Source organism: Stenotrophomonas sp. YJH_SMC_58, assembly GCF_059369635.1.
The window spans coordinates 25,193-42,273 of sequence record NZ_JCAFSW010000003.1 but is presented as its reverse complement, the minus strand read 5'-3'; the positions used below and the strand labels follow the sequence as shown (position 1 = coordinate 42,273).

Here is a 17,081-nt window from a genome sequence, read left to right as displayed (position 1 = left end):
TCGCGCCGTCATCGCAACAAGAACGATGAATTTCCGTAGGTACTATGGTTTTCAGGAGTATGCATGCGTAGCAGGCGTTGGGATGGCAAGAGCGGTTGCGCGGTGGAAGTCACGCTGTCGGTCATGGGCGGCGTGTGGAAGCCGATCATTCTGTTTCACCTGATGACAGGCAAGCGACGTTTCATGGAGCTGACCCGGCGTGTGCCCAACGCCACCCAGTCCATGCTGACCAGCCAGCTGCGGGAACTGGAGGCTGACGGGGTGGTGATCCGCCACGTGTACCCGGAAGTGCCGCCGAAGGTGGAGTACGAGCTTTCCGAATTCGGTCGCACGCTGGTGCCGGTGCTGCTTGCCATGCGCGAGTGGGGTGAAACCTATCGCGGCCATAAAGGCGCGGACAGCAACGGCTGAGACCTGGAGTGGAGTGCCGAAGCAGTATCCGCAGTACTGCAGGCAGCGCATGTGGCGCGCTGCCTGGTTTCATGAAGGGCTGCGATGCGGTTCCTGTTCCGTGGACGCCCGGTTGCCTATAGTGGCGCTGGAACCCTGCAATGGAATGCCCATGCACGTGATGTCCCCCAGCCGGTGTCTGACGCTTGCACTTGCCGTTGCAGTGAGTGCCGGTGCCTGTGCGCGGCCACCGTCCAACGAACACGAAAGGAATCCCGCCATGTCCGGCGCGACCCAGACCGGCCGCACGATCAACGGCCACACCTATACCGATGCGCCCGTGGACGTGAAGCTCGGGCCGAATACCTTCCGCATTCCAGCCAACTACCTGGACAGCCAGATCGCACCGTGGCCGGGCGAGGGTGTGACGCTGGTCATCGAGTGGCCAGACATGAAGCCGACGGCGCCGGGTGCGCGGGCGAATCCACGTACGAATGATTTCCGGAAGGAGATTGCCATTCGGATCAACTACGTCGATCGCATTCCCGTCGAAACACTGCTTTCAAGGCTGTCGTCAAATGAAGCCATCACGGAGGAGGGCTCTGTGGAAAGGGAGGATCCCAGGGACCGTCTCGATCAACGCGTTGCAAAGCCGCAGACCTTGGGCCTGACGCCCTATGCAATCGATGAAGCGAAGATGGTGGTGTACGCGAAGAAGTATGAGGCGCGGTACGGGAAGCCGCCTGTCCGCAATCCCGCCTACGAGAGAGACTGGTACATCGCACGCCAGGGCGATGGTCGGATCAGCTCGTTCATCAAATGTGACGGCGAGGAATTCCGACGCGACGGCGTGCGGCTGGAGGGGCGCGAGGTGATCAGTGAGCCTGGGGAAGTGGCAGCGGGCTGCGTTCATTACTTCGTCGACATCGACAACAAGCTGTCCGTCAGCCTGGACTACAAGAGAGTGTTTCTGAAGGACTGGAAGCGCATGGAAGAGGCCGTCAGGGACGTCATCGCGCGCACCCGGTCCAAGTGATCGGTGATTCAAGGAAGAGAAGGGGTAGGGTATGAGTGGATTGACCGAGCGAGATCTGAGCGTCCTTGGCAGCTATGCCAGAGACGGTAACCGCGAGCTTTACTGGAACTACCTGTCGCAACTGCCGGGAGCCGATGGATACGGGACACTGGCACTGGGTGTTGTACGCAATGACAGCCTGCCGGGACGCGTCGCGAACACCTATGCACAGGACTACGCGAAGAGCCAGCAGGAAGAGGGATCCCGGTTTCCAAATGCACAATTGACCGAACGGCAATGGGAGTCCTTTGGGCAGACCCTGCTGGAAAGAGATCTTGAGTTGCGGCAGCAGTGGATGAACGAGCGCCGTCCAGACCTGGCACTGAATCTTCCCGGCAAGGATGTAATGCTGGCTCACGACCGGGCATTTGAACGGCATGAACTTGATCCCAACTGCTGGACGCCGCGCGTGTTGCTGCAGGCGGCTGAGCAGAAGAGCGGCCCCGCGAAGCTGGAACAGATCTGGACCAACATGCTCAACAATGACTACGCCGGAGGCCCGCGTGTAGGCAACACCAGCGTCGATGCCATCAGCCAGATGGGATGGACGAAAGGCGGCCAGTACCTTACCCGGTTGAGCGTGCTGGAAGCCACCCAGGCCCTGGAAGGGCGCTCGACGGTCGATCCGAACGTCATCGGTGGCAACAGCTACTACGCGATGTACTTCGAGGCGGACAGGAAATGGGCCAGCATCAGTGCGGGCGGCGGTCACATGTCGCTGCGCGAGATCACCGATCCCTCACGTATCGCCGAACTCAACGACGCGCGCGAGGTTCGTCTGGAGCGCCTGGAGAAGCGAACCCAGTTCCACCCGGACGACCCGTATCGGACCATTACCCGCAGCCCGCTTACCGCAGCCGTGGACGACGTGGCGGATCCCTCACAGGCGCCGACCCGTCTGGCCGACATTGGTCCTGGCCACCGTGAGTACACATTGCTGCAGCAGGTGCGGGAAGGCGTGGCCGCGATCGATGCCAGCGCGGGACGTACCCACGATGAGAACAGCGAGCGTCTTGTGGCGAGCGTGATGGCCTTGGCCCGCCGCAACCAGTTTGAACGTGCCGATCACGTGCTGCTGAGCGCCCAGACGGCCGACGCTCCCGCAGGGCGGAACGTGTTCGTGGTGCAGGGCGAGATGACCGACCCCGCCCACCTGCGCGTTTCAATGCCCACGGATATAGCAGTACAGACGCCGGTTGCGCAGTCGTTGCAGCAGATGAAAGCGGTCGACCTGGAGCGCCAGCAGACTGCCGGGCAACGCCAGCAGGAAATTGATGTGCAGGCGCGCGAGAACCATGCGATGCGGATGGGATGAAATCACACCGCCAGTCGCGTATGGAACCTTTTCAGTAGTAAGGCGCAGCGCCTGCCAGCCAATGCCAGCCCCCGAAATGGGGGCCGGCACGCATCACGGCAGTGCGTGACTTACGGGATGGTGCAGCCGCTGTTCCGCAGGCAACGAGCAAACGCCGGGTAACAGACCTTCTCGCCATTACCCGCCGCCAGGCACGCGTCATACGCGGTGTAGCAAGGGGTACAGCGGGACTGCGCGGAGGCACTGCCGATTCCCAGGGTCAGTGCAGCAGCCGCAACAGCAACAGACAGCTTGAATCCAATCTTCATGCTTCACTCCGTTGATAGCCCTCCTTGGGCAACGGCAACGCTACAGGCGGAGGAGATCGTGCACAAGTGACTGGAAGTGCCGACGGTTTCGGACAGGCGTGGACCAGTGCCAGGCAACGATCTGCTTGCCGGCAGTGGATCAACGCTACACGTGCTTCCGGTCAGAAGCTGTAGGCCGCCTGCACATACACCCGCCGTGGATCTCCGGGGAAATGCCCGTTGCGTTCAATGAAGCCACTGGCCGCGAACACCTTGTCGAACAGGTTCTTGACGTTGGCCTGGAACTGCCACTGCCTCCACGTGGTCTTCCAGCTCACGTCGAACACGGTGTAGGCCTTGACCGTCTGCCCATCCAGGCTGACGCGTTCGCCGACGTGATCCGCGCCAAAGCCGATGGCGGAGTTGATCGCCGGCAGGTCATAACGCGTCCACAACCCCAGCTTGTTGCGCGGCGCATTGGCGAATCGGTCGCCTGAGGCGTTGGTGATGCCATTCGGGCCGGCGTCCTTCACCCGCGCATCGTTGTAGGCGTACGTCAGATTCAGCACCCAGCGCTCGCTGAGGTCGGCCAGCAGGTCAAGCTCCATGCCGGTGCTGCGTACCAGGCCCAGCGCGGCCAACTGGTTCACGCCACCGATCACCTCGCCGGTGGCCTGCACGATGTTGCTGCGGTCGATCCGGTAGGCCGCCATGTTCAAGGCCACACGGTCGGCCAGCAGCGACTTCATGCCTACTTCCCACTGCTTGCTGCGCTCGGCATCGAACGGTCCGCCAGCGGCCGGGTTCTGGTTGGAGGCACTCTGCGGCACGAAACCACTGGCGACGTTGGCGTAGACGTTCAGGCCCTCGCGCACGGTGAACGTGCTGCCCAGCCGCCAGCTGAGATCGTTGCCATCCACACTGTTGCCAGTGATGCGATCCTCATCCTTGAAGCCATCCCAGCGCACCCCGGCCAGCACATGCCAGCGCGGGCCCAGTGCCAGTTCGTCCTGCAGGTAGCCGCCATGGCGCTTGCTGCGGGTGGATGTGCTGCGCCAGGGCAGGGCCGCCAGGTTGTAGTCGTGCCAGGTACTGGCGCCGTACACGGGATTGAACAGGTCGATGCCGCGCACCGGCCCGGCGCCACGCGCAAGGTCAGCGCTGTTCGCGGTCTGTGCGGTGAAATCCGCATCCAGCTGGTACACATCGGCGCCGAACAGCACCTTGTGCTCAACCGTGCCGGTGGCCACCCGCCAGACGGCATTGCCGTTGGCAGTGAATGCTTCGTTGTCGCGTATCTGGTTGCGCAGCTGGCGGGTCATCCACTCGGCCACGCCATCGCGGTCACGATCGATCAGGCCCATCGGCTCGTGGTACATCTGGTGTTCGTTGTTGCTGAACCAGCGGGCGGCGAAGTCCAGGTCCAGAGTGTCGCTCGGCGCGAAACGGTAGTGCGCCAGCGCCACTTTGGCGCGCATGTCGAGGAAGTCGCTGGCCTCGTTGTGGTTCCAGCGGCGGTCGGTCAGGAACGTGCCTGCATCGTTGACCGGCACGCCACGCAGGCGGTTGCCGCCAAGGTTCTGGGTGATGTCGGTGAACTGCAGCACCAGCTCGCCGGTCTGGCCAACGTCGAAGGCCAGCGAGGCGTCGCCGATCACGCTCTCGCTGTCGGTGTTCCAGCGCACGCCCTGTTCACTGTCGGCATAGAGCCCGGCGCGATAGCGTACGCTGCCGATGGCATTCAATGGCCCGGTACCCTCGATCGATCCGGCACGGAAGTCCTTGTCGCCGAGCTGGACCTCGATGCGGCGTTCGGCGCTGGCTTTCGGCTTGCGGGTCACGTAGTTGATGACACCGCCCGCATCACCCCCGCCATACAGCGCGCCTGCCGGCCCCTTCAGCACTTCCACGCGCTCGATGTTGAACAGTTGCGGCACCGAAAATCCTGCGTACGGGTCGCCGCGCAGGCCGTCATACAGCACGTTCTCCTGGCGGAAGCCGCGCAGGGTCACCCCGGCATAGCTGAAATAGCTGATGCCGCTGATGCTGCGATAGAGGTCGGTCACCTGGCGCGCGGCCTGGTCGTCGATCAGTTCACGCGGGATGACCTGGATCGACTGTGGGACCAGCTCCAGGGGCGTATCGGTGCGGGTGCCGACCGCGGCATCGTCTACCCGATACAGTGTCTGTGCGCGTCCGCGGACTTCGACCTTGTCCAGATCCTTGGGTGCGGCAGCGGAGGACTCAGCTGCATGCGCAAGGGGCGCCACGTGCAGGGTCAGTGCCAGGCACAGGGTGCGTTGCAGGGGCATGGGCAGGGGCATTGGGGAGGGTCACGTGTCTGCAAATGAGAAAGATTAGCATTTGCGATACTTCGACGCCTATTCCCCGGATGCGCTATGGACGCGCGCCGGGGTCCGTATACGGGGTGCCCGCCAAGGCCACCAGTACCCCGGCGGCACCGCGCACGATCAGCTGCCGCATGGCCTCACGCGGGTCCTTGCCCTGCAGCTGGCTTGCCAGTCCTTTCTCATAGGCCGCCACCATCGACGCCAGCAGCATGGCCGCGCCCAGTCGCGCTTCGGCGTCATGTTCGGGCCGGCCGACAGCGTGGGCCATCAATCGCGCCAGATCGTCAGTCAACTGCGCCTGCAGCCGTCGCGCGTGCGCGACCAGTACCGGGCTCTCCGCCACGGTGCCCCAGAAGGCGACAGCGCCGGCATTGATGCGCAGCAGCGGATGGCCGGCCTCCAGCAGCTCACGAACGAGCGACTGGAAGGCCGCGAGCGGGGTCAGGCCGCTGCGCGCCATCATGCCCTCGCGCAGCAGCGTGCGCGCCTCCTCATCCCGGTCGAACACCAGGTCTTCCTTGCTGGCGAAGTAGTTGAAGACCGTCTTGCGTGAGACGCCCGCGGCTTCGGCGATCTCGGACATGGAGACGGCCTCGAAGCCGCGCCGGATGATCAGCTCGGTGGCGACGTCCGAAATCGTTTGTCGGGTCACGGCCTTGCGTTGTTCGCGGCGGCCAGGAGGCGGGGCCATGGGCGGTTCACTTGTGAAAACGTACACCGAGTGTAACATTTGGCCCGCCAGAGCGCCGACCCGGCGCTCACAAGGAATCTCGATGCTGTACGACGTCGTCATTGCCGGTGCTGGCCCGGTTGGCCTGTTCCTGTCCTGCGAACTGGCCCTGGCCGGGTGTTCGGTGCTGGTGCTGGAGCAGGCCGGGTCCGCCGGTTCGCCGTTGAAGCGCCTGCCATTCGGGCTGCGCGGCCTTAACGCCCCCACGCTGGAGGCGCTGGATCGGCGCGGCCTGTTGGACGCGGTCGCCGCGACGCAGGTGCTCAAGCCCGACAAGGGCGCGCCGCCGCCCGGCACCGCCCATTGGCTGGCGCAGCCGCGTGCGCTGGGTGGGCACTTCGCGGGCATTCCATTTGCACTGGACGATGTGGACCAGGCGCGCTGGAGCTGGCGCCTGCCGACACCGGCGGGCACCCAGATGGCGGTGGAGTTGCAGGCCCTGGAAGCGGTGTTCGCCGAACGTGCGACTGCGCTGGGCGTGCGCATCGAACGCGGGCGTGCGGTGCAGGCGGTGGATGCGCACGAGGCGCAGGTTGCCGTGCACACCGGCTCCGGCAGGGTCCACGGCCGCTGGCTGGTCGGTTGTGATGGGGCCCGCAGCACGGTACGCAAACAATCGGGCTTCCTCTTCGCTGGAACCGGGCCGGAGTTCACCGGTTACACGCTGCTGGTCGAACTGGCAGATGGGTGTGTACTCACACCAGGCCGACAGTTCACCGATCACGGGATGTGCAATTTCAACCCGCCAGGCATGCTGGCGCTGGCCGATTTCGATGGTGGCGCCGGCCATCGCACGCCACTGGACCGGCTCACCGCGCAAGCGTTGCTGCGGCGGGTGTCTGGCCGCGAGGCAACGATCACTGCATTGCACCTGGCCACGACATGGACCGATGCTGCGCGCCAGGCGACGGCCTATCGCAGCGGACGTGTGCTGTTGGCAGGTGATGCCGCGCACATGCATTCGCCGTTGGGCGGCCAGGGACTGAACCTCGGCATCGGCGATGCGATGAACCTCGGTTGGAAGCTGGCCGCCGTAGCGCGGGGCAAGGCCGATGAGGCGCTGCTGGACAGCTATCAGGCGGAGCGCCATCCGGTGGGTGCCAAGGTGCTGGACTGGTCGCGCGCGCAGGTTGCGCTGATGCGACCCGGGCCCGGTTCGCGCGCGCTGGCAGCGATCATGGCCGACCTGGCCGGCACCCGCGATGGGGCCACGTATCTGGCCGAGCGGATCTGGGGTGTTTCGCAGCAGCTGGATCTTGACGGAGACCACCCGCTGGTCGGCAGGAGCGCCCCGGAATTCCGGTTGGTCGATGGCCGCCGTCTGGGCGAACTGTTGAGAGCGGGGCAGGGGGCGCTGCTTGTTTTCGACCCGGCCTCTTCGCCGCCGCAGCATGGCCGACGCTGGCAGCCTTCCATCGCCTGCGCTGCAGATACCGGGGATGTGGCGTCGGGCCTGGAGGCGGTGCTGGTGCGCCCGGATGGCATCGTTGCCTGGGCCTGTGGCACGCAAGGGGATATGTCCGGCCTCGATTCAGCGCTTGCTTCCTGGACCGGTCCGACCCGGTGTTCTGCCGGCTAATGCGCAGTCACCATCGTCTGCGAGCGACAGCTGGCCTCGGTCATCACCGAGGCCAGCTGCTTCAGTGAGTAGGGCTTGCGCAGCAGCGTGAAACCGTGGCCTGGATCGCGGGCCAGCAGTTCGCTGTAGCCACTGGTGAGGATGATCGGAAGATCGGGCAGGCGGCTGCGGATGGTGCGGGCCAGATCCAGCCCATTGGTCCCGGGCATGACCACGTCGCTGAACACCACGTGGAAACGGGCAGCGTCGCGCTCGAGCTCCGCCAGTGCTTCGTCGGCATTGCGCGCGAGTACGACGTTGTACTCAAGCTCGCGCAGCGCACCGACTGCAAATTCGGCCACATCCACATTGTCTTCCACCACCAGCACGCACAATCCGTGACCATGCAGCAATCCCGGTTGCGCGGTCGGCAGCTCGATGGAGGCGTTTGCCTGCGCCAGCGGCAGATACAGCGTGAAGCGCGTACCGACACCGGCCTGGCTCTGTACGTCCACTTCGCCCTCGGACTGCTTGACGAAGCCGAAAACCTGGCTGAGGCCAAGCCCGGTGCCCGCGCCCACTCCCTTGGTGGTGAAGAATGGCTCGAAGATCCGGTCCACCACGGACGGATCGATACCGGCACCGGTGTCGCTGACGCTGATCGCAGCGAAGTTGCCTTTCATCGGCGCCGCGAACCGTACGGAAGGCACCGATGCCAGCTGTTCCACATCGATCGTCACCTTGCCGTGGCCGTCGATGGCGTCGCGCGCGTTCACCGCGATGTTGATCAGTGCGGTGTCGAGCTGGGTCCGGTCCAGCAGCACCGGCAACGGGGCGTCGGGCAGGTTCACCGACACGGAGATGCGTGCACCCAGCACTGTGGTGATGATGTCTGAAAGCGCGCGTACGCTCTCGCAGAGGTCGAATACCTGCGGCGACAGGCTCTGCCTGCGCGAGAACGCCAGAAGCTGGGCGGTCAGGCGAGTGGCGCGGTCAGCGGCGGTTTCGATCGCCTGTACATAGCGCAGGCGCGCATCTTCGGCCGGCCAGGTATGCAGCAGCATGTCCACGGAACCGGTGATGACCTGCAGCAGATTGTTGAAGTCGTGGGCAACGCCGCCGGTCAGCTGGCCGATGGCCTCCAGCTTCTGCGACTGCCGCAGCTGTTCGCGGGCGCGTACCAGTTCAAGATGGGCCTCGCGTGCCTGCTCGGTGATGGCCGCTACCTGGCGGGTGTGCCGGTCGCGTTCGATCACCCGTTCGGTCTGCTCGCTGACCATGCAGATGATGCCGGCCACGCCTCCGCAACCGGCACGCAGCGGCGAGTAGGAGAACGTCCAGAATGTCTCGCGCAACGTGCCATCACGGTCCATCATCAACGGCATGTTCTTGAAACTGCGGCTTGTACCGCCGAAGGCGTCGTTGACAGCATCGACGACGTCGGCCCAGACGTCCGCCCAGACGTCCTCCAATCGGCTGCCCATGGCGCCGTGCAGCTTGCCGCCCAGCAGCGGCAGGTAGGCATCGTTGAAGAAGAACGCCTTGTTGTCGCGGCCCCATGCGATCCACAGAGGCTCCGGAGAATCGAGGATCATCGCCAGCAGAGCGCGAAGTTCGGGAGGAGCGTTGGTCGCGTCGGCGGAACGGGCCCAGTCGCTGTCCTGCAGCAGTCGGTAGGCGAGTTGATCGGGTGCCGAGACAGGAAGGGGGAAGGGATGCATGGCCGTGCGCGAAGAAAGGTGCCGCAGCTTAGCCGAGGTGATGTCATTGCGCCCTGCACAGTTCCTTTGCCCTGGCTGTCATCGGCCCTGCGCGGCGGACGAGGTGGCTCACGGGGCGCCCTCTGACTGCACCATCATCCCTGTGCCAACAGCCTGCGTCGTGGCACCGTCGTACTGCAGCCTCAGACACCCAGAAGCGAATTCACCTGCCAATCGGCAACCCGCGCATGGCTCACCGCCTGATGACTGCCGCATCCGTCGCAGCGGAACAAGGCGCCGCCCGGTAGCTGGACCAGATTGTCTTCGCTGGCCGAGCGGGTTTCAGAGCAATGCCGGCAGATGACAGTGAGCGCCGTAATGCGCTCCACCCCGCCAGACAGGTCGAACACAGCTTCAAAGGCATGGATGACAGGGTGACCAGTGGCCGGCATCGGGAAAGTCGTCGTGATGGGGAGGCCTTATCCTGCCCCCCCGATCGTGACGGGCTGGTCATCCGCATGCATTGGAACGATCAAGATGCCCGGCGGCTCAGAGATCCTTCTTCTTGCCGCTCAGGTCGATCGGCCTGTCACTGCCCTTGCGCTCGCTCGACCACACTTCCATGCTCTTGTTGCAGCGGCTCTCGCGGGCAGCCACTTCGGGTGGCAGGTCCTTCAGATGCGGCGACTCCTGGCAGGCCTGGTGCATGTTGCTGTCGTCATACGTGGCACAGGCGCTGAGCGTGGCCAGGGCAATGGCGGTGAGGGAAGCGCGAAGCAGGGGCTGCAGGATCATGGGGAGGTCTCGGGTGGTGCCGGGCTGGCCATGGAATTCAAATCCGTGACCCCGGGCACGAGCAATCCGTCCAACCGCACTTGTTATTCTGTAACAGATGCGCGATAGTCCGGCGTCTGCTGCTGTCAGGCGACGCAGATCATCAGGATCATGCTCAGCGCCAGCATCAGCACGAATACGCGCCGGCTCAGCGCAAGGCAGGCCAGGCAGGCGGCCAGTGCCCAGGCAGCCAGCAGCGCGCAGGCCAGCAGCCACAGCCCGATCACGATCAGGGATCCACTGGCCGGTGCGGAGAGTGCGATCGCCTTGAACAGCGTCACGCCCAGCAAACTGCCGAGTACGCCTGCCTGCAGGGCGATGGCATCGTGGCGGGCAGGGGCAGGCGGGTGGTGCATGTCGGCGGCGTTCGTTCGCTGCGAGGGAGGCGCAGCCACTGTGCCCGACCGCATATCCACGCCATGTGTTTTTCGCGCACGCGATGCGCAGCCGGCTCAGTCGAACTCGCCCTCGGCCGATTCCAGCCGCTGCCGGTACGCCGCCCGATGCTGGTACAGGCGCTGGCACTCGGCGGACCGGTGGATCCGGCTGGCCGGTTCGTTGGCCACGGCGTCGCACATCCTTGCGATGTGGTTGTTGGACGCCAGTTCGGTCACGAAGAACACGGCGGTGATGCCGGTACCCAGCAGCACGACATAGAGCAGGCGGCTGAGCCAGCGCGTGCGCTTGCGCTCGAAGTGCTGCTGGAGGGTCAGGTCGAAGCGGATGATGCTGAGCACGATCCAGATGATCGCGACCAGGAAGCAGATGGTAGGCAGCAGGCCTCGCCAGAGTCCTGCTTCGTACACCGACTCGCTGTAGTGAACTGCTGCCCCGGCACCTGCGATGGCGATCGCCAGCGCCCAGTTACGGCCCAGCGAGAGCAGGTCATCGAGCAGCTTCTCCCGGTTCCTGGTCGATCCTGCTGCCACGTGGGTTCCGTCTCCATGCTGCGACCGGCGGCGGAACTGCCGCCGATCCTGCAGATGGTGGAGCATCGCTGCGGCGATGAGAAGACCGCGCGGCTCAGTGTGCGATGGCGCGGGCGCCGATCCAGCGCCGGTAGCGGCGGGTCCGACACTTTGCGGCCGCCTGTGCCAGCAGCAGGGCCCATACCGGTGAAACCGTGGGTGCGGTGGGGCGGCGCCGGCTCAACCGGCCCAGCTGATACTTCACTGCGGCCATGTGCGCACTGGCCGCCAGCGGCTTGCTGCGCCAGTTGATGTTGCGCAGTGTCGGCACCGGATCGCGGCCCTGCTGCCAGTGCTGCGGCAGATCCGGCTCGATCGCCAGCGCCGTGGCGATGCCGACCATGGCCACGCCGCTGGCCAGCACCTGCTCTGCCACTTCGCGGCGGCGGATGCCGCCGGTGACCATCAGCGGCATCGTTGCCACCGTGGCGATCTCGCGCGCGAATTCGAGGAAGTACGCTTCGCGGGCCACGCTGCGCTGGTCGCGTGCGGCGCCGGTCATGGCCGGTGCTTCATAGCTGCCGCCAGACAGTTCGACCAGATCCACGCCGAGGGGCGCCAGCATCTCGACCACGTCGCGCGCGTCCTCGGGCGAGAAGCCACCCCGCTGGAAGTCGGCGGAGTTGAGCTTCACCGCCACCACGAACGTGGGCGCCACCGCCGCGCGCACACCCTGCACGATCTCCAGCAGCAGGCGCGCACGGTTCTGCAGGCTGCCACCCCAGCGGTCATCGCGGCGGTTCGACAGCGGCGACAGGAACTGGCTGAGCAGGTAGCCGTGCGCGGCATGGATCTCCACGCCGCTGAAACCGGCGCGCTCGGCCAGCTCGGCACTGCGGATGAAGCGAGCGATCACGTCTTCAATATCCGCCTCGGTCATCGCCCGCGGCGGCGCGAACTGTTTGGACAGTGCGCCCATGTCCAAGGGGACCGCCGAAGGCGCCAATGCCGGCTGGCCGAGCGCGGCCGGCATCTGCCGCCCGGGGTGGTTGATCTGCATCCACATCTGCACCCCGCGCGAGCGCGCGGCGTCGGCCCAGGCGATGAAACGCTCCAGGTGGCGATCGTCCTCCAGCACCACGCCGCCGGGGCCGGTCATGGCGCGGCCATCAACCATCACGTTGCCGGTGATGATCAGTCCGGCGCCGCCGTCGGCCCAGCGCTGGTACAACTGCAGCAGCGCTTCGGAGGGGGCGTGGTCGGCGTCGGCCATGTTCTCCTCCATCGCCGCCTTGGCGATGCGGTTGCGGATGAGGGCGCCGGAAGGCAGCGCCAGGGACGAGAACAGCGACATGGGACAGCTCCAGGACAGGGGAATGGCGCTACGCTAACCTTCAAGTTTTATTGAAGGTCAATGGGTTTCGATGTCGAGGATTCAGGCAGATGATGATCGGTGAGCTGGCCCGCCGCACGGGCCTGGCGGCGTCACGTATCCGCTTCTATGAGGAGGCAGGGTTGCTGGTCGTCCAGCGGCAGGCCAACGGCTACCGCGACTACCCGGAGCAGGCGGTGCTGCTGCTGGAGCTGATTACCGGTGCGCAGCGCGCCGGCTTCAGCCTGGAGGAGATACGCGCCTTGCTGCCACCGGACATGGGCCAGTGGCAGCACGACGCATTGATCTCGATGCTGCAGCAGAAGGTGGCCGACATCGAGGCGCTGCAGTTGCGGCTGGCAGAGAGCCGGGCGCACCTGCTGGCCCTGATCGAGGACATCCAGGCGCGGCCGGAGGGCATCGACTGCGCGGCCAACTCGCGGCGGGTGCTGGAGCGCGTCAAGCGCGGTGAGCTGGCGCGCCCGACACTTGCGGCCGGCGATACGGCGTTGCTGCGGCCGGATCGCCGCCGCCGCGCGGGCAGCAGCTGACGATCCGCCGCGAAGGTCAGTGGCTGCCCACGCCGGCTGTCTTGCGCTTCCTGTCCAGCATCACCGCCACGCACCACAGCAGCAGGCCGCCGATGGCGGTGGCGGCACCGACATAGCCGGTGCTGGCCGGGCTGAAGCCGGCACTGATCGCCATGCCGCCCAGCCACGGCCCGAGCGCATTGGCGGTATTGAAGGCGGCATGGTTGGAGGCGGCGGCCAGGGTCTGTGCTTCGCCGGCCACGTCCATCAGGCGCGTCTGCAGCACCGCCGCCAGCGCGCCCATGGTGCCGACGGTGATGATCATCGGACCGATGGTCCACACCGACTGCGCGGCCAGCGGATACAGCAGCAGCATCACGATCGACCACAGCAGCACCACGGCGGCGGCCTTGAAATGGAACTTGTCCACCAGCCAGCCACCGGCGATGTTGCCGATGATCGCGCCGATGCCGAACGCGCCCACCGCCAGCGGCATCCACGATTCGGCCACGCCGGTGACCTGCACCAGGGTCGGTGCCAGGTAAGTGAACACGCAGAACATGCCGGCGAAGCCAACGGCGCCGATCGCCAGCGCCAGCCACACCTGGGTGGTGTTGAAGGCGCGCAGTTCGCGCATCGGCGAGGTACGAACCTCGTCCGGGTCCGGCAGCAGGAAGCGCGCGATCATCGCCACGGTGGCGATGGCCAGCACGCTGACCAGGGCAAAGGCGGTGCGCCAGCTCAGCTGCTGGCCCAGCCAGGTGGTCAGCGGATTGCCGACCAGGATCGCGATCGACAGGCCCAGCAACACGCGCGACATCGCCTGGCCGCGCTGGCCGGCCGGGCTGATCGCGGCGGCAACCAGCATCGCGACGCCGAAGTAGGCGCCATGCGGCAGGCCGGCGACGAAACGCGCAATGAGCATCGTGCCGTAGTTCGGCGCCAGTGCGCTGGCCAGGTTGCCGACGGCATAGAAGCCCATCAGTGCCAGCAGCAGCTTGCGGCGAGGGAAGCTGGCGCCGACGAAGGCGAGGATCGGGGCGCCGACGACCACGCCGATGGCGTAGGCGCTGATCAGGTGGCCGACCTGGGTTTCGGAAATCGACAGGCCGCGGCTGATCTCCAGCATCAGGCCCATGCTGGCGAATTCACTGGTGCCGATGGCGAAGCCGCCCAGCGACAGGGCAAGGATGATCAGGGTGCGCTGACGGGGCGTCAGCCGCGCAGCCAGGGAAGAGTTGGGGCTCATGCGGGGCGCGATGGGGGCGGGGAGCCGGTCATTGTACTGCTGCACCGCAACAAGGGCAGCAGCACTCAGGGTAAATCAGCGTTTGATCGGTGACACGTTCGCCCACCCGCCACCGCGCGGCGCAATCAGATGCCCAGCGCTGTCCGGGCGTGCGCATACTTGCTGCGCAGGCGCCTGGCCGTCGCCGCGTCGAGCATCGCCAGGCGCTTCGGATCGGCGTTGTCATCCAGATCGGCCTGCTTCACCTTCAGTGCCAGCGGGTGGGCGGCAATGCGCGCGTAGTAGCTGTCCGCGTCGGGGGCCGCGTCGCGGTTGAGCAGTTGCACCGCCTCGCGCAGCGGGGCGGGAAAGACCTCGATCCGTGCGGCAAACGCCGGGCAGTCTTCGGCTACGTCATGCAGCCAGGCCACCACTTCGGCGTCATCGTCGCCGCGCACCGCGGCCGCCACCCGCGCCACATGGCAGATGTAAGGCTGGCCGGCCTTGTCCGTCTGGCCCGTGTGGGCCTCGGTGGCCAGCGTGCGTGCAAGTGCTACCCAGTCCATTGCAGTCTCCTTGGATATCCGCAGACAGTTTCGCGCAGAAACCGTAGCGCTTGTGCATACGCCGATGACACTGCGATGGGCATCATGGCGGGGCAGGGGACGCAGTGTTGCCCCGACAAGGAGGAATGCGATGCAGGAATTCAGGCATGTGCTGGAAACCCGTGGCCGCTATCAGCTGGTAGCAGTGTCCTACGAGCCGGTGTACGCTCCGGGCGATGTGGTCGGCCATGCGGTCGTCGCCGTCGATGGGGATCGTCTGACCGACCTGGTATCACTGGCCGAAGCGCGCCAACTGCTGTTGCAGCGGCTGCGTGAAGAGGGCGAAGAGCCCGGGCTGGAGAACGAAAACAACCTGCGGAAGAAGGCGTCGCGCTGGCGCCGCCGCTAGGCCGTCGCGCCCTCGTGCGCATCATGGAGGATTCGGGTGTTGCCCAGTAAGAAGTATCTGCTCATCGCCATCGTCACGCTGGCGACCCTGCTGCTTGGTTTCGTGTTTTCCGGCTACCTGACCCTGTTGTTCCTGGGGTTGGACACCAAGCTGTTCACCTGGAACACGTACTACCAGTACTACCACGCCATCGGCCAGCCGCAGGTTGCGCCGTTCGTGGGCAAGATCAAGTGGGCCGGCTACGTGGGCTTCGGCCTGCCGCTGCTGGTCCTGCTGGTGACCGGTCTGGTGCTGCTGCTGAAGAAGGACAAGCGCTCGCTGCATGGCGACGCGCGCTTCGCCACCGGCGCCGACCTGTCCAGGCATGGCATGTTCAAGAAGACCGGCCAGAGCATCGTGGTCGGCAGCCATGGCGGCAAACTGGTGCGGCTGGATGGCCAGCAGTTCGTGATTCTTGCGGCACCCACCCGTTCAGGCAAGGGCGTGGGCGTGGTCATCCCGAACCTGCTGGAATACGGCGAATCGCTGGTGGTGCTGGACATCAAGCAGGAGAACTTCGACCTGACCAGCGGCTGGCGCGCCAGCCAGGGCCAGGAGATCTACCTGTTCAATCCCTTCGCCGAGGATCGGCGCACGCACCGCTGGAACCCGCTCAGCTATGTCTCCGATGATCCGGCATTCCGGGTGTCGGACCTGATGAGCATCGCCGCGATGCTGTATCCGGACGGCGCCGAGGACCAGAAGTTCTGGGTCAGCCAGGCGCGCAACGCGTTCATGGCCTTCACCCTGTATCTGTTCGAAAACTGGGACGACGAGCGCAGCAGCGGCTTCCCGGGCGGCTCGGGCACGCCGACGCTGGGTTCTGTCTACCGGTTGTCATCCGGCGATGGCACCGATCTGAAGAAGTACCTCAAGGCCTTGTCGGAGCGTTCGTTCCTCAGTGGCAACGCGCGATCGGCGTTCGCCAACATGCTGTCCCAGGCCGACGAGACCTTCGCCTCGATCCTGGGCACCTTCAAGGAACCGCTCAATCCCTGGATCAACCCGGTGCTGGACAAGGCCACCAGCAGCAACGACTTCCTGCTGACCGACGTGCGCAAGAAGAAGATGACCATCTACATCGGCATCCAGCCGAACAAGCTGGCCGAGAGCCGGCTGATCATCAACCTGTTCTTCAGCCAGCTGATCAACCTCAACACCAAGGAACTGCCCAAGTCCAACCCGGACCTGAAGTACCAGTGCCTGCTGCTGATGGACGAATTCACCTCGATCGGCAAGGTCGAGATCATCGCCTCGGCGGTGTCCTACATGGCCGGTTACAACATCCGCCTGCTGCCGATCATCCAGAGCATGTCCCAGCTCGATGCCACCTACGGCCGGGAAGTCTCGCGCACGATCATCACCAACCACGCGCTGCAGATCCTGTACGCGCCGCGCGAGCAGCAGGACGCCAACGACTATTCGGACATGCTGGGCTACACCACCATCCGCAAGAAGAACGTCACGCACGCCCGCGAGAAGACCCACAGCTTCACCGAGGAGCGGCGGGCACTGATGCTGCCGCAGGAGCTGAAGGCGATGGGGCCGGACAAGGAAGTGTTCCTGTACGAGGGCATACCGCATCCGGTGAAGTGCGACAAGATCCGCTACTACAAGGATCGCTACTTCACCTCGCGGCTGCTGCCGAAAGTCGACGTTCCAATGCTTAACGTCTAATTCACGTCGTTAAATTTGTGACGTAGATTCATATTCACTGACGTGAAAACGTGAGTTGAGTCAAGAATTCGGCATTTGTTCATGGATTTTCAGACTTGTCTGACATGGAATTGACGCGTGGTTGTGCGACCCT

18 protein-coding genes are annotated in these 17,081 nt (G+C 65.1%); 7 read left to right on the top strand and 11 right to left on the bottom strand.

What is annotated here, in order from left to right:
* The first annotated feature begins 63 nt into the window (after window positions 1-63).
* The 3 genes from AC5P68_RS04855 to AC5P68_RS04845 all read left to right on the top strand — a co-directional run bounded on the left by AC5P68_RS04855 (window position 64) and on the right by AC5P68_RS04845 (window position 2,780).
* Window positions 64-411, top strand: a complete 348-nt coding sequence (locus tag AC5P68_RS04855) for a winged helix-turn-helix transcriptional regulator (protein ID WP_231522413.1) — start codon at window positions 64-66, stop codon at window positions 409-411.
* Window positions 412-562: 151 nt separating this feature from the next.
* A complete protein-coding gene (locus AC5P68_RS04850; RefSeq protein ID WP_231522412.1) occupies window positions 563-1,426 on the top strand; it encodes a Smlt3025 familytype IV secretion system inhibitor in 864 nt (287 codons plus the stop codon).
* Between the two features lie 31 nt (window positions 1,427-1,457).
* On the top strand, window positions 1,458-2,780 hold the full coding sequence (locus AC5P68_RS04845; protein WP_049402218.1) for a Smlt3024 family type IV secretion system effector: 1,323 nt from the start codon (window positions 1,458-1,460) through the stop codon (window positions 2,778-2,780).
* A 110-nt stretch (window positions 2,781-2,890) separates the two neighbouring features.
* Here AC5P68_RS04845 and AC5P68_RS04840 read toward each other — a convergent pair whose 3' ends face one another.
* From AC5P68_RS04840 to AC5P68_RS04830, 3 genes are all read right to left on the bottom strand, one after another.
* Entirely contained in the window at window positions 2,891-3,088 is a 198-nt protein-coding gene (locus AC5P68_RS04840; protein WP_231522411.1) for a hypothetical protein, read from the bottom strand.
* A gap of 161 nt (window positions 3,089-3,249) precedes the next feature.
* Window positions 3,250-5,391 carry a TonB-dependent siderophore receptor gene (locus AC5P68_RS04835; RefSeq protein WP_231522410.1) on the bottom strand — a complete coding sequence of 714 codons (2,142 nt, stop codon included), beginning with the start codon at window positions 5,389-5,391 and terminating at the stop codon, window positions 3,250-3,252.
* A 73-nt stretch (window positions 5,392-5,464) separates the two neighbouring features.
* Complete coding sequence (locus AC5P68_RS04830; RefSeq protein ID WP_231522409.1) at window positions 5,465-6,109, bottom strand: TetR/AcrR family transcriptional regulator; 645 nt, start codon at window positions 6,107-6,109, stop codon at window positions 5,465-5,467.
* Between the two features lie 82 nt (window positions 6,110-6,191).
* Here AC5P68_RS04830 and AC5P68_RS04825 point away from each other — a divergent pair, with 82 nt between their 5' ends.
* Window positions 6,192-7,727: an FAD-dependent monooxygenase gene (locus AC5P68_RS04825; protein WP_231522408.1), complete on the top strand. Its 1,536-nt coding sequence runs from the start codon at window positions 6,192-6,194 to the stop codon at window positions 7,725-7,727.
* Here the strand turns inward: AC5P68_RS04825 and AC5P68_RS04820 are convergent.
* The 6 genes from AC5P68_RS04820 to AC5P68_RS04795 all read right to left on the bottom strand — a co-directional run bounded on the left by AC5P68_RS04820 (window position 7,724) and on the right by AC5P68_RS04795 (window position 12,502).
* Window positions 7,724-9,427 (bottom strand): ATP-binding protein, encoded by a 1,704-nt coding sequence (locus tag AC5P68_RS04820; RefSeq protein WP_049430649.1) that lies wholly within the window; start codon window positions 9,425-9,427, stop codon window positions 7,724-7,726. The genes AC5P68_RS04825 and AC5P68_RS04820 overlap by 4 nt on opposite strands.
* A gap of 182 nt (window positions 9,428-9,609) precedes the next feature.
* Window positions 9,610-9,858: a hypothetical protein gene (locus tag AC5P68_RS04815; protein WP_005410137.1), complete on the bottom strand. Its 249-nt coding sequence runs from the start codon at window positions 9,856-9,858 to the stop codon at window positions 9,610-9,612.
* A 97-nt stretch (window positions 9,859-9,955) separates the two neighbouring features.
* Entirely contained in the window at window positions 9,956-10,201 is a 246-nt protein-coding gene (locus AC5P68_RS04810; protein ID WP_005413847.1) for a hypothetical protein, read from the bottom strand.
* Between the two features lie 125 nt (window positions 10,202-10,326).
* A complete protein-coding gene (locus tag AC5P68_RS04805; protein WP_033833174.1) occupies window positions 10,327-10,596 on the bottom strand; it encodes a hypothetical protein in 270 nt (89 codons plus the stop codon).
* A gap of 96 nt (window positions 10,597-10,692) precedes the next feature.
* Window positions 10,693-11,169: a hypothetical protein gene (locus AC5P68_RS04800; RefSeq protein WP_005413845.1), complete on the bottom strand. Its 477-nt coding sequence runs from the start codon at window positions 11,167-11,169 to the stop codon at window positions 10,693-10,695.
* 94 nt (window positions 11,170-11,263) lie between these two features.
* Entirely contained in the window at window positions 11,264-12,502 is a 1,239-nt protein-coding gene (locus AC5P68_RS04795) for an NADH:flavin oxidoreductase/NADH oxidase family protein (RefSeq protein ID WP_288418313.1), read from the bottom strand.
* An 89-nt stretch (window positions 12,503-12,591) separates the two neighbouring features.
* Here AC5P68_RS04795 and AC5P68_RS04790 point away from each other — a divergent pair, with 89 nt between their 5' ends.
* A complete protein-coding gene (locus AC5P68_RS04790) occupies window positions 12,592-13,071 on the top strand; it encodes a MerR family transcriptional regulator (protein ID WP_049430645.1) in 480 nt (159 codons plus the stop codon).
* A gap of 16 nt (window positions 13,072-13,087) precedes the next feature.
* Here AC5P68_RS04790 and AC5P68_RS04785 read toward each other — a convergent pair whose 3' ends face one another.
* Both AC5P68_RS04785 and AC5P68_RS04780 read right to left on the bottom strand, forming a co-directional pair.
* A complete protein-coding gene (locus tag AC5P68_RS04785; RefSeq protein ID WP_049402211.1) occupies window positions 13,088-14,299 on the bottom strand; it encodes an MFS transporter in 1,212 nt (403 codons plus the stop codon).
* Between the two features lie 125 nt (window positions 14,300-14,424).
* Complete coding sequence (locus AC5P68_RS04780) at window positions 14,425-14,844, bottom strand: HD domain-containing protein (protein ID WP_033833169.1); 420 nt, start codon at window positions 14,842-14,844, stop codon at window positions 14,425-14,427.
* 130 nt (window positions 14,845-14,974) lie between these two features.
* On the opposite strand from AC5P68_RS04780, the gene AC5P68_RS04775 reads away from it, so the two are divergent.
* A complete protein-coding gene (locus AC5P68_RS04775; RefSeq protein WP_288418316.1) occupies window positions 14,975-15,232 on the top strand; it encodes a hypothetical protein in 258 nt (85 codons plus the stop codon).
* Window positions 15,233-15,268: 36 nt separating this feature from the next.
* Entirely contained in the window at window positions 15,269-16,948 is a 1,680-nt protein-coding gene (locus AC5P68_RS04770; RefSeq protein ID WP_005410127.1) for a type IV secretory system conjugative DNA transfer family protein, read from the top strand.
* Window positions 16,949-17,081 lie beyond the last annotated feature (133 nt).

Excerpts from the sequence above, each read along its gene's own strand:
- AC5P68_RS04840 (WP_231522411.1), bottom strand. The coding sequence starts at position 3,088 with ATGAAGATTGGATTCAAGCTGTCTGTTGCTGTTGCGGCTGCTGCACTG.
- AC5P68_RS04830 (WP_231522409.1), bottom strand. The coding sequence starts at position 6,109 with ATGGCCCCGCCTCCTGGCCGCCGCGAACAACGCAAGGCCGTGACCCGA.
- AC5P68_RS04785 (WP_049402211.1), bottom strand. The coding sequence starts at position 14,299 with ATGAGCCCCAACTCTTCCCTGGCTGCGCGGCTGACGCCCCGTCAGCGC.
- AC5P68_RS04820 (WP_049430649.1), bottom strand. The coding sequence starts at position 9,427 with ATGCATCCCTTCCCCCTTCCTGTCTCGGCACCCGATCAACTCGCCTAC.
- AC5P68_RS04845 (WP_049402218.1), top strand. The coding sequence starts at position 1,458 with ATGAGTGGATTGACCGAGCGAGATCTGAGCGTCCTTGGCAGCTATGCC.
- AC5P68_RS04855 (WP_231522413.1), top strand. The coding sequence starts at position 64 with ATGCGTAGCAGGCGTTGGGATGGCAAGAGCGGTTGCGCGGTGGAAGTC.
- AC5P68_RS04815 (WP_005410137.1), bottom strand. The coding sequence starts at position 9,858 with ATGCCGGCCACTGGTCACCCTGTCATCCATGCCTTTGAAGCTGTGTTC.
- AC5P68_RS04790 (WP_049430645.1), top strand. The coding sequence starts at position 12,592 with ATGATGATCGGTGAGCTGGCCCGCCGCACGGGCCTGGCGGCGTCACGT.
- AC5P68_RS04850 (WP_231522412.1), top strand. The coding sequence starts at position 563 with ATGCACGTGATGTCCCCCAGCCGGTGTCTGACGCTTGCACTTGCCGTT.
- AC5P68_RS04775 (WP_288418316.1), top strand. The coding sequence starts at position 14,975 with ATGCAGGAATTCAGGCATGTGCTGGAAACCCGTGGCCGCTATCAGCTG.
- AC5P68_RS04795 (WP_288418313.1), bottom strand. The coding sequence starts at position 12,502 with ATGTCGCTGTTCTCGTCCCTGGCGCTGCCTTCCGGCGCCCTCATCCGC.
- AC5P68_RS04805 (WP_033833174.1), bottom strand. The coding sequence starts at position 10,596 with ATGCACCACCCGCCTGCCCCTGCCCGCCACGATGCCATCGCCCTGCAG.
- AC5P68_RS04835 (WP_231522410.1), bottom strand. The coding sequence starts at position 5,391 with ATGCCCCTGCCCATGCCCCTGCAACGCACCCTGTGCCTGGCACTGACC.
- AC5P68_RS04780 (WP_033833169.1), bottom strand. The coding sequence starts at position 14,844 with ATGGACTGGGTAGCACTTGCACGCACGCTGGCCACCGAGGCCCACACG.
- AC5P68_RS04810 (WP_005413847.1), bottom strand. The coding sequence starts at position 10,201 with ATGATCCTGCAGCCCCTGCTTCGCGCTTCCCTCACCGCCATTGCCCTG.
- AC5P68_RS04825 (WP_231522408.1), top strand. The coding sequence starts at position 6,192 with ATGCTGTACGACGTCGTCATTGCCGGTGCTGGCCCGGTTGGCCTGTTC.